The sequence below is a fragment of the Streptomyces hokutonensis genome (assembly GCF_042751305.1).
GTDB lineage: Bacteria > Actinomycetota > Actinomycetes > Streptomycetales > Streptomycetaceae > Streptomyces > Streptomyces hokutonensis_A.
Genome location: NZ_JBHYWD010000036.1, coordinates 23,273 through 33,830 on the forward strand (window position 1 = coordinate 23,273; position 10,558 = coordinate 33,830).

Annotated in this window: 13 protein-coding genes; 11 read left to right on the forward strand and 2 right to left on the reverse strand. The window is 70.9% G+C overall.

Features of this window, described 5'->3' with window-relative positions:
- Window positions 1-99 precede the first annotated feature (99 nt).
- The gene (locus tag ACFXC1_RS47995) at window positions 100-1,266 is read right to left on the reverse strand and encodes an alpha-hydroxy-acid oxidizing protein (protein WP_381255859.1); all 1,167 of its coding nucleotides are present in this window, start codon (window positions 1,264-1,266) and stop codon (window positions 100-102) included.
- 125 nt (window positions 1,267-1,391) lie between these two features.
- On the opposite strand from ACFXC1_RS47995, the gene rpe reads away from it, so the two are divergent.
- The 10 genes from rpe to ACFXC1_RS48045 all read left to right on the forward strand — a co-directional run bounded on the left by rpe (window position 1,392) and on the right by ACFXC1_RS48045 (window position 8,298).
- Window positions 1,392-2,078 carry a ribulose-phosphate 3-epimerase gene (rpe, locus tag ACFXC1_RS48000; RefSeq protein ID WP_381255862.1) on the forward strand — a complete coding sequence of 229 codons (687 nt, stop codon included), beginning with the start codon at window positions 1,392-1,394 and terminating at the stop codon, window positions 2,076-2,078.
- Window positions 2,079-2,156: 78 nt separating this feature from the next.
- The gene (locus ACFXC1_RS48005) at window positions 2,157-3,203 is read left to right on the forward strand and encodes a sugar-binding transcriptional regulator (protein ID WP_381255865.1); all 1,047 of its coding nucleotides are present in this window, start codon (window positions 2,157-2,159) and stop codon (window positions 3,201-3,203) included.
- Between the two features lie 50 nt (window positions 3,204-3,253).
- Window positions 3,254-3,622 carry a guanyl-specific ribonuclease gene (locus ACFXC1_RS48010; protein ID WP_381255868.1) on the forward strand — a complete coding sequence of 123 codons (369 nt, stop codon included), beginning with the start codon at window positions 3,254-3,256 and terminating at the stop codon, window positions 3,620-3,622.
- Window positions 3,619-3,936, forward strand: a complete 318-nt coding sequence (locus ACFXC1_RS48015) for a barstar family protein (RefSeq protein WP_381255871.1) — start codon at window positions 3,619-3,621, stop codon at window positions 3,934-3,936. The genes ACFXC1_RS48010 and ACFXC1_RS48015 overlap by 4 nt, the downstream gene beginning before the upstream one ends.
- A 35-nt stretch (window positions 3,937-3,971) precedes the next feature.
- A complete protein-coding gene (locus ACFXC1_RS48020) occupies window positions 3,972-4,586 on the forward strand; it encodes a hypothetical protein (RefSeq protein ID WP_381255874.1) in 615 nt (204 codons plus the stop codon).
- A 232-nt stretch (window positions 4,587-4,818) separates the two neighbouring features.
- Entirely contained in the window at window positions 4,819-6,261 is a 1,443-nt protein-coding gene (locus ACFXC1_RS48025; protein WP_381255877.1) for a GuaB1 family IMP dehydrogenase-related protein, read from the forward strand.
- An 87-nt stretch (window positions 6,262-6,348) separates the two neighbouring features.
- Window positions 6,349-6,873: a GNAT family N-acetyltransferase gene (locus tag ACFXC1_RS48030; RefSeq protein ID WP_381255880.1), complete on the forward strand. Its 525-nt coding sequence runs from the start codon at window positions 6,349-6,351 to the stop codon at window positions 6,871-6,873.
- 15 nt (window positions 6,874-6,888) lie between these two features.
- Complete coding sequence (locus tag ACFXC1_RS48035; RefSeq protein ID WP_381255882.1) at window positions 6,889-7,284, forward strand: hypothetical protein; 396 nt, start codon at window positions 6,889-6,891, stop codon at window positions 7,282-7,284.
- Window positions 7,285-7,380: 96 nt separating this feature from the next.
- Window positions 7,381-7,833, forward strand: a complete 453-nt coding sequence (locus tag ACFXC1_RS48040; RefSeq protein ID WP_019066424.1) for an Lrp/AsnC family transcriptional regulator — start codon at window positions 7,381-7,383, stop codon at window positions 7,831-7,833.
- A 36-nt stretch (window positions 7,834-7,869) separates the two neighbouring features.
- Window positions 7,870-8,298: a VOC family protein gene (locus tag ACFXC1_RS48045; RefSeq protein WP_381255885.1), complete on the forward strand. Its 429-nt coding sequence runs from the start codon at window positions 7,870-7,872 to the stop codon at window positions 8,296-8,298.
- 22 nt (window positions 8,299-8,320) lie between these two features.
- Here ACFXC1_RS48045 and ACFXC1_RS48050 read toward each other — a convergent pair whose 3' ends face one another.
- A complete protein-coding gene (locus ACFXC1_RS48050) occupies window positions 8,321-9,061 on the reverse strand; it encodes a GntR family transcriptional regulator (protein ID WP_381255888.1) in 741 nt (246 codons plus the stop codon).
- 211 nt (window positions 9,062-9,272) lie between these two features.
- Between ACFXC1_RS48050 and ACFXC1_RS48055 the strand changes: the two genes are divergently transcribed.
- Window positions 9,273-10,430, forward strand: a complete 1,158-nt coding sequence (locus ACFXC1_RS48055; RefSeq protein ID WP_381255890.1) for an ABC transporter substrate-binding protein — start codon at window positions 9,273-9,275, stop codon at window positions 10,428-10,430.
- The last annotated feature ends 128 nt before the right edge of the window (window positions 10,431-10,558 follow it).

The following is a 10,558-nucleotide window of genomic DNA, read 5'->3' on the forward strand; positions in this document are numbered from 1 at the left end:
AGAGTAACGACATCGCGGACGGCCCCCGTCGGTCAAGCCACCCCAGGCCCGACCCGACCGCCTTGCCCGACCACCCCCCCCGCCACGCGGACGCGCTCCTCACTCCACGCGCCGAAGACCCTCCGCCGTGAGATCCGCCAGCGTCGGATACCCGTCGACCGCCATGATCAGGTCCGTCTCCGCGAGGAGGGAGCGGAGGACGTGGACGATGCCGTCCGTGCCGCCGAGGGCGAGGCCGTAGGCGTACGGGCGGCCGATGCCGACGGCGGTGGCGCCCAGGGCGACGGCCTTGACGATGTCGGCGCCGGTGCGGATGCCTGAGTCGAAGAGGACCGGGAGGCCGTCGGCGGCCTCGACCACGGACGGGAGGGCGTCGAGGGCGGGGAGGCCGCCGTTGGCCTGGCGGCCGCCGTGGTTGGAGCAGTAGACGGCGTCCACGCCCCCGTCCTTGGCCCGGCGGACGTCCTCGGGGTGGCAGATGCCCTTGACGATCAGGGGGAGGGTGGTGAGGGAGCGCAGCCAGGGGAGGTCGTCCCAGGTGAGGGGGTTGCCGAAGAGCTGGGTCCAGAGGAGGACCGCGGACTGGGGGTCCTCCTCCGGGGTGCGGGTCAGGCGGGAGCGGAAGACCGGGTCGCTGGTGTAGTTGGCGAGACAATGGCCGCGCAGTTGGGGGAAGTTGGCGGTCGAGAGGTCGCGGGGGCGCCAGCCGGTGATCCAGGTGTCCAGGGTGACCACGATGCCCTTGTAGCCGGCCTGTTCGGCGCGGTGGACGAGGCTCGCGGCGAGGTCGCGGTCGGTCGGGGTGTAGAGCTGGAAGAGGCCTGGAGTGTCGCCGAATTCGGCGGATACCTCTTCCAGCGGGTCGACCGTGAGCGTGGAGGCCACCATCGGCACGCCGGTGCGCGCGGCGGCCCGCGCGGTCGCCAGGTCGCCGTGTCCGTCCTGGGCGCACAGGCCGATGACGCCGATCGGTGCCATGAAGACGGGGGAGGGCAGCTTCAGGCCGAACAGGTCGACGGACAGGTCGCGTTGGGCCGCGCCGACGAACATCCGGGGGACCAGTCCCCAGTGGTCGAAGGCGGTCACGTTGGCGCGCTGGGTGCGTTCGTCGCCGGCGCCGCCCGCGACGTAGGACCAGACGGAGGGCGGGAGTGCCGCGCTCGCCCTCTCCTCCAGTTCCGCGAAAGCCATGGGGTAGGACGGCACGATGCCGCCGAGCCCGTTGAAGTAGATCTCGTTCTGATAGGAGCCGAACGGCTGTCCCATGCCATCTCCCTCTTCGCTCAGGCGGGGATTCTCGCAGTGGGCGCGGCGGCCCCTCACCCCGCACCCGGTCTCGTCCGCCACCGACCGATGCCGCTAACCTCCGCGGGACATGGCAGGCTTGGGGCATGGCCGTGCAGATCAACCCCAGCATCCTGTCCGCCGACTTCGCCCGCCTCGCCGAGGAGGCCAAGGCGGTCGAGGGCGCCGACTGGCTCCACGTCGACGTCATGGACAACCACTTCGTCCCGAACCTCACGCTCGGCGTGCCGGTCGTAGAGTCGCTGGCCCGGGCGACGGACACCCCGCTGGACTGCCATCTGATGATCGAGGACGCCGATCGCTGGGCCCCCCAGTACGTCGAGGCGGGTGCCTCCTCCGTCACCTTCCACGTCGAGGCGGCCGCGGCCCCGGTGCGGCTCGCCCGTGAGATTCGGGCCAAGGGCGCCCGCGCCTCCATGGCGCTCAAGCCGGCGACGCCCGTCGAGCCGTACGAGGACCTGCTGCCCGAACTCGACATGCTGCTGATCATGACCGTGGAGCCGGGCTTCGGTGGCCAGTCGTTCCTCGACATCATGCTGCCGAAGATCCGCCGCACCCGGGAGCTGATCAGGAAGCACGGGCTGGAGCTGTGGCTGCAGGTCGACGGAGGAGTTTCGGCCTCGACGATCGAGCGCTGCGCGGAGGCCGGAGCCGATGTGTTCGTCGCCGGTTCGGCGGTCTACGGGGCATCCGACCCGGCAGCGGCGGTACGTGCATTGCGCACACAGGCCGAAGCGGTCGTGAGCAAGGCATCCTGGGCGTGCGACCACTGAGCGGCAGGTATGTGAACGGCGGCCATCAAGGCTGATCAACAGCGCCGGATCTGCAAGGATGAACGGCGAATCCAGAGTGTGAACAGCAGTGAGGAGATCGCCGTGTCGGGTATGTCGGCGGGCCGGTCAGCCATGCGGATGGGACCCGCAGAGCTGGTGCAGGCGGCGGCCATGGCCCGCCGCTTCTACCTCGAGGGCAAGTCCAAGATCCAGATCGCGGAGGAGTTCGGCGTCAGCCGCTTCAAGGTGGCCCGGGTCCTGGAGACCGCCCTCGAACGGGATCTCGTACGCATCGAGATCCGAGTACCGGCCGAACTGGACGCGGAGCGCTCGGACGCGCTGCGCGCCCGGTACGGCCTCAGGCACGCCGTCGTGGTCGAGTCCCCGGCCGAGGTCAGCGAGGAGTCGCCCGACCCCGAGAACCTCGGGGAGGTCGCGGCCGACCTGCTCGGCGAGCTGGTCAACGAGGGCGATGTGCTCGGCCTCGCCTGGGGCCGGTCCACCATCCACATGGCGGCCGCCCTCGACCGGCTGCCGCCCTGCACGGTGGTCCAGCTGACGGGCGTGTACGACGCCGGGACCGCCGAGCGCGGCTCGGTCGAGGCCGTACGGCGGGCCGCGCAGGTGTCGGGCGGCGACGCCCACCCCATCTACGCGCCGATGCTGCTCCCGGACGCGGCCACCGCGGAGGCGCTGCGCCACCAGACGGGAATCGCCCGGGCCTTCGAGTACTTCGACAAGGTCACCGTCGCCTGCGTCTCCATCGGCTCCTGGGAGCCGGGCATCTCCACGGTCTACGACATGCTCAGCGACGCGGAGCGGGCCCACTACTCGTCCCTCGGTGTCGCCGCAGAGACGTCCGCGCACCTCTTCGACGCCGAGGGCCGCCGGGTCGGCCGGGACCTGGGCGAGCGGTGCATCACCGTCAAGGCGGACCAGCTGCGCCGTATCCCCGAGGTCGTCGCGATCGCGGGCGGGCAGCGGAAGGCGGCGGCGATCGACGCGGTGCTGCGGTCCGGACTCGTCACCAGCCTGGTGACGGACACCGCCGCCGCGGACTATCTGATGACGGCCGGGGCGCCGCCGAAGTCGGCGCTCGCCCGGACGGACCCCGACGGGATCTGACGGGCCCCGGCAACGACCCGTACGGGGACGGCCGTGGCAGCATCGGGCGCATGCTGCTGCGGTTCGTCTCCCGGGTGTTTCTCGTCCTTCTGGTCGTACTGCTGCCCGTGGGGTGTTCGTCCACCACGGCCACGAGTGGCGGCACGGGGACCGTCAAGGTCTCCCAACTCCCCGCCGAGGCACGGCAGACCATCACCCTCATCGACCGGGGCGGACCTTTCCCGTACGCCAAGGACGGGGTCGTCTTCGGGAACTACGAGAAGCTGCTGCCGGAGCAGAAGCGCGGCTACTACCACGAATACACCGTCCGGACGCCGGGCTCGCGCGATCGCGGGGCCCGTCGCATTGTCACCGGGCAGGGCGGCGAGATCTACTACACCGATGATCACTACAAGTCGTTCAGGACGGTACTGAGATGACGCAGCTCGCGGTCACCCTCGACCTCGACGGGGTCACGGACAAGGCCGGCCTGATGGACGGGGTCGCTCGCGCCCTCCAGCTCCCCGACTGGTTCGGGCGCAACTGGGACGCGCTTGCCGACAGCCTCGGCGACCACACCGTGTGGCCCGAAGAGGCCGTGGAGCAGGGCCTGTTGGTCGTCGTACGGAACTGGAGGGGGTACGCGAAGGCGCGGCCGGGGGAGTGGGAGACGGCGGTCGACGTCTTCGGTGACGCGGTCGACCGGACGCCGAATCTGTCCGTGGTGCTGACGCTGGGTGGAGCCGGGCGCTAGGCCGATTGTCACAGGCGGCTGGCAGAGTGGTCGGTATGGAGCAACAGGAGCAGCGCACGTCGGTGCGTCTCGTGGTCGTGGATCCGGATCTCGACGCGCAGTGCGACCGGGTCGAGGAACACCTGCTGGCGCCGCTGGCCGAGTCCGCGAGGGGAGCCGGTGGGCACGCGCTTTTCGCGGACGGGCTCGTGGTCTTCCGGCGGGTGCGGGAGACACTCGCCGAGGCGGTGGCGCGCGGCCCCAAGGTGTGGACGCCGAACGGCCGTTGGGAGCACGAGGGCCTGCGCATCGTCGAACTGCCCACGGACGACACGGACTTGCTGTACGCGCTGCTGCGCGAGCTGTCCGGGCTCCTGGTGGCGCCGCCCGACCTGCCCGACCCCTCGGGCGTCGTGTCCGCGGTCCGCGCCACCGTCCTGACGCCCGAGAAGACCGCCGTCGGCCTGGTCGGCGCGCTGGCTCGGGTGCTGTCCCTGGTGGACCTCACGCCCGACGCCGACACGGCCACGCTCTTCGCGGCGATCGAGGCGGCCGACGGCGACGAGGACGTGAGACTCACCTATGGGCAGGACGAGGCGTGGCAGCGGCTCGCCCACCGGCTGACCATGCTGCTCACCGAGTCGGCTCCGCTGCACCGGTTCCTGTACTGATCCCTTGTTCCGGCGTTCCGGCGGGTCGCACGGTCGCCGTGGTCCCGGTCCCGACGGAGCCCCGCGCTTGAACCGCGGGCCTCCCTTGGACGTTCCTCCAGAGACCCCCGTGACCTGCCTGGACGATGATCCGAGGCATGGCATTCCGCCTGACATGGGACAATGAAGTACGTGCTCTTCCCCCTGGCTGACCTGTCCGGGGGTCACCTCGATCGACTGGGATGTGCAGCACGTGCGTTTCCTCAATGACATCCAGCCCCCGTACGACCTGACGTACGACGACGTCTTCATGGTGCCGAGCCGCAGTGCGGTCGGCTCGCGTCAGGGCGTGGACCTCAGCTCCCCGGACGGCACGGGCACCACGATCCCGCTGGTCGTCGCCAACATGACCGCCATCGCGGGCCGGCGCATGGCCGAGACCGTGGCCCGGCGCGGCGGGCTCGTCGTCATCCCGCAGGACATCCCGATCGAGGTCGTCACCGAGGTCGTGTCCTGGGTGAAGAGCCGCCACCTCGTCCTGGACACCCCGATCCGGCTGGCCCCGCACCAGACCGTCGCCGACGCCCTGGCCCTGCTGCCCAAGCGCGCGCACAACGCCGGTGTCGTCGTGGACGAGGCCCAGCGCCCGGTCGGTGTCGTCACCGACGCCGACCTCACCGGTGTGGACCGCTTCACGCAGCTCGCCGAGGTCATGTCCCGTGACCTGCTGCTGCTCGACGCGGACATCGACCCGCGCGAGGCGTTCAACAGGCTGGACGGCGCCAACCGCCGCTACGCGCCCGCCGTCGACAAGGACGGCAGGCTCGCCGGCATCCTGACCCGCAAGGGCGCCCTGCGCGCCACGCTGTACTCACCGGCCGTGGACGCGGACGGCAGGCTGCGGATCGCCGCCGCCGTAGGCATCAACGGCGACTTCGTACAGAAGGCCAAGCAGCTGCTGGACGCGTGCGTGGACACGCTCGTCATCGACACGGCGCACGGCCACCAGGAGTCGATGATCAGCGCGATCCGCCAGGTGCGGGCCCTCGACCCGCAGGTGCCGATCGTGGCCGGCAACATCGTCGCCGCCGAGGGCGTCAAGGACCTCATCGAGGCGGGCGCCGACATCATCAAGGTCGGCGTCGGCCCCGGCGCGATGTGCACCACCCGCATGATGACCGGCGTCGGCCGCCCGCAGTTCTCGGCCGTCAAGGAGTGCGCCGCCGAGGCGAGGAAGTACGGCAAGCACGTGTGGGCCGACGGAGGCGTCCGCCACCCGCGCGATGTCGCCATGGCGCTCGCGGCCGGTGCGTCGAACGTGATGATCGGCTCGTGGTTCGCGGGCACGTACGAGTCCCCGGGCGACCTCCAGCAGGACGCCAACGGGCGCCTCTACAAGGAGTCGTTCGGCATGGCGTCCGCCCGCGCGGTCCGCAACCGCACGTCCGACGAGTCGGCCTACGACCGCGCCCGCAAGGCGCTGTTCGAGGAGGGCATCTCCACCTCCCGCATGTTCCTCGACCCGGCCCGCCCGGGCGTCGAGGACCTGATCGACTCGATCATCGCGGGCGTCCGCTCCTCCTGCACCTACGCCGGCGCCGCCTCCCTGGAGGAGTTCGCCGAGCGGGCCGTCGTCGGCATCCAGAGCGCGGCCGGCTACGCGGAGGGCAAGCCCCTGCACGCCAGCTGGAGCTGACCCGACTTCCTTTGCTACGGCCCCTGTTGTCCCGGCGTGCGGATATTCGGGGGCCGTCGGCGTACTCCGGCGACTACCGTCGCACGTATGGAGATCGCCGTGTGCCGGGCCGCCGACGTGGCACTGCTCGACGAGTTCATCGGCTCGCCGGGGGCCGTCTCGACGCATGCCCGACGGTTCGCGCGGCAGCAGGCGGGCGGGAGCACCTATCTCGTCGCGTGGCTCGACGGCCGGCCGGTCGGCCACGCGGACGTGATCTGGGACGGCTGCGCGGCGCCCGAGGTGCGGGCGGCGCTGCCCGGCTGCCCGGAACTCAACGGCCTCGCCGTATGGCCCCCGCGACTGCGTTCGCACGGCATCGGCGGCGCGCTGATCCGGCGCGCCGAGGAACTGGCCCGGGAGCGCGGCCGTACGGTCCTCGGTCTCGGGGTCGCGGCCGACAACCCGCGCGCCGCCGCCCTCTACGCGCGGCTCGGCTACCTGCCCCTGACGGACTACGTGGACCGCTGGTCGTACGAGGACCGTGACGGGACGGTCCACGAATGCGTGGACCCCTGCACCTTCCTCACCAAGGAACTGCCGTCAGGCTCTCTTGACGTCAAGCGGCCTTGACGCAACGCTCACCCTATGACCACACCCCAGAGCATCGAAGCCGAGCACACCCTCCTCACCGCCGTCGCCCGCCTCGACGACCTCCGCACCCGCGAGTCCCTCGCCGGCTTCGGCAGCGACGCCGAGGCGCTCGACAAGGCCGAGACGCTGGAACTGCTCGCCCTGAGCGAGGTCGTCGCCCGCAAGGCCGCCTACGGCCGTCAGCTCACCGTCCGCGCGGCCCGCGAGGCCGGTGCCTCCTGGACGCAGATCGGGGCCGCGCTCGGCATGAGCAAGCAGGCCGCCTGGGAGGCGCACACCCGCTGGATCGACGCCCAGGCGGAGGTGCACGGACAGCCCGGGCGGATGGGGTTCGACGAGGAGGACCTGGCGAAGGCGCGGGCCCTGGCGGGGGATCCGGACGAGGGCTGAACGGGGCGCTCGGCGTCGCTGTCGGGCCCGTGTTCTACTTCGTATACGGCCATCGCCGCTCCCACCCGGCCAGCGCAGAGAAGTGAACCGCCCGCAGTGCTGAACGAACTCGACGAACGCATCGTGCACGCCCTCGCCGAGGACGCCCGCCGCTCCTTCGCGGACATCGGGCAGCTCGTCGGCCTCTCCGCGCCCGCCGTGAAGCGGCGCGTGGACCGGTTGCGGGCCACCGGCGCCATCACCGGGTTCACCGTACGGGTGGACCCGGCCGCGCTCGGCTGGCAGACCGAGGGGTTCGTCGAGATCTACTGCCGGCACAACACCTCCCCGGACACCATCCGACGGGGCCTGGAGCGCTACCAGGAGGTGGTCGCCGCGTCCACCGTCACCGGTGACGCCGACGCCGTCGTCCAGGTCTTCGCCGCCGACATGCGCCACTTCGAGCGGGTGCTGGAGCGGATCGCGGGGGAGCCGTTCGTGGAACGGACGAAGTCCGTGCTGGTGCTGTCCCCGCTGCTGCGCCGCTTCTCGTCCGGGTCGCCCACGTAAGGGCGATTGTCAGTGCCGGGTCGTACGGTCGGGGGCATGGCAGCACGAATCGATCTCACCCTCGACTGCGACGACGCCCAACTCCTCGCCGCGTTCTGGAAGACGGCCCTCGGCTACGTCGACGAGCCGCCGCCCGCTCCCTTCGCCACGCGCGCCGAGTGGATCGCGCACTACGACCCGGAGGACGACGGGGGCGAGGACGACGGTGCGTGGCTGTGCGACCCCGACGGCATCGGACCGCGCCTGTCCATCCTCAAGGTCCCCGAGCCCAAGACCGCCAAGAACCGGCTGCACCTCGACATCCGGGTGCCCGCGCGGGGCGGCCCGGAGGGGAGATGGGCGGCGATCAGAGCCGAGGCCGGGCGGCTGGTGGACGCGGGCGGCCGGGTGCTCACCGAGGTCGACGGGCACCATGTGGTGATGGCCGACCCGGAGGGCAACGAGTTCTGCGTGGCGGCCGGTTGAGCCCCGCCCAAAGCTCCTGCGCTCACTCCGCCGTCTTGCGCGCGAGCGCGTTGTTCCCTATCGAGTTGTGCACGCTGAAGCTCACCGCGTCCGAGCGATAGCGGTCGTCCGACCACTCAACAGGCCGTCCCTCGCGGGTGGTTGTGACCCGGCGGACCCGCAGCAGCGGGCTGGTCCGGCGGATGCCCAGCAGCTCCGCGTCCTGCGCGCCCGCCGCCACCGCGTCGATGACGTGCTCGCCGTAGGCGAAGACCAATCCCGTGTCGTCGTACAGGCGTTGGGTCACCGACGGGCAGTCGGGTTCGATCGCCTCGACGGCCGGGGAGATCCAGTCGGCGTATACGGTCCGCTCCAGCAGGACCGGTTCGCCGTCCAGGCCGCGCACCCGCAGGACGTGCAACACCGGGGTCTTCTCCGGGAGTTGCAGGCGTACGGCGTCCTCGGCCGTGGCCGGGCGGTACTCCTGCTCGACCACGTGTCCGGTCGCCTCGCGCTCCATCGCGCGCGCCCACTCGGCGAAGCTGCGAAGCTCCGCGAAGCTCTGGCTGCGGCGGCTGGCCAGCACCACCCGGCGGGCGCCCTGGCGGGAGCCGATGAGCCCTTCGGCGGTGAGGGCCGCGACGGCCTGGCGGACCGTGCCGCGCGAGACGCCGTACTGCGCGGCGAGCTCCGTCTCCGCGGGCAGTCGGCTGCCGACTGTGTACTCCTCGCGGTCGATGGCTTTCCGCAGCTCGTCGGCGATCTCCTCGTGTCGCGCCGTCATGCTTCCCCTCTGAGTCGGCCACTGTGCACAGCGTGAGCAGCGTAGTCGAGTTCGCTCGGTGATCCGTGTCAGCCAGGAGTGTGCAGAGAAGAAGGGGTCACGGTTTCGCCAATGTTTACGAACAAGACACCATTGACGGGCGTACTGAGGCCAACTTGTTCAGACAAGTTCTCCGCTCTGCTCAACCCTCGTGCGCACCCCTGGAGAGACCGTGACCGTGTCCCCGCCGAGAAACGCCGTCCTGGGTGGTTCCCTCGCAGTCGTCGCCGCGCTGGCCCTCAGCGCCTGCGGCGCCGCTCCCACCAACTCGTCGACCACCGCCGACGGCAAGAACGCCGCCACCGCCACCTCCGCCGCCGACTTCGGCGGGATGGACGCCCTGGTGAAGGCGGCCAAGAAGGAGGGCACGCTGCACGCCATCGCGCTGCCCCGCGACTGGGCCAACTACGGTGCCCTCATCGACGGCTTCACCAAGAAGTACGGCATCAAGATCACGGACGAGAACCCGGACGGCTCCAGCCAGGACGAGATCAACGCCGTGACCTCCCGCAAGGGCCAGGACCGTGCGCCCGACGTCCTCGACCTCGGCTCCTCCTTCGCGCTCAGCGCCGCTCAGCAGGGGCTGCTCGCGCCGTACAAGGTCGCCTCCTTCGACCAGATCCCCGAAGGTCAGAAGGACCCGAAGGGGCAGTGGTTCAACGACTACGGCGGCTACATCTCCATCGGCTGCGACGCCAAGCGCGTGAAGACCTGTCCGACCACCTTCGCGGACCTGCTGAAGCCGCAGTACAAGGGCCAGGTCGCCCTCAACGGCAACCCCACCAAGTCGGGTTCGGCCTTCGGCGGCGTGTACGCGGCGGCGCTCGCCAACAAGGGTTCCTTCGACGACATCCAGCCCGGCCTGGACTTCTTCGGCAAGCTGAAGAAGAACGGCAACTACACGCCCGTCGAGTCCACCCCGGCCACCGTCGAGAAGGGTGAGACGCCCATCTCCATCGACTGGGACTACCTCAACGCCGGTTACGCCGATGAGTTCAAGTCCAAGGGCGTCGACTGGAAGGTCTCCATCCCGACCGACGGCCAGTACGCGCAGTACTACTCGCAGGCCATCAACAAGGACGCCCCGCACCCGGCGGCCGCCCGCCTGTGGCAGGAGTACCTGTACAGCGCCGAGGGCCAGAACCTGTGGCTCAAGGGCTACGCGCGCCCGGTGCTGATGACCTCCATGGAGTCGGCCGGCACGCTCGACAAGACCGCCGCCGCCAAGCTCCCGCAGGTGACCGGCACGCCGTCCTTCCCGACCGAGGCCCAGCAGAGCAAGGCCAAGACGGTCATCGCGTCCGGCTGGGCGAAGGCCGTCTCCGGATGACGGCCACGCTCACGCGGGCCGACGTGGTCGCCGCCGCGTGCACGCACCGGCGGCCCCGCGTGCCCCGCGGGGACGCCCGGGGCCCGCCGCTCGGGTTCGGGGCGGTCGCCCTCGGGGTCGCCCCCATC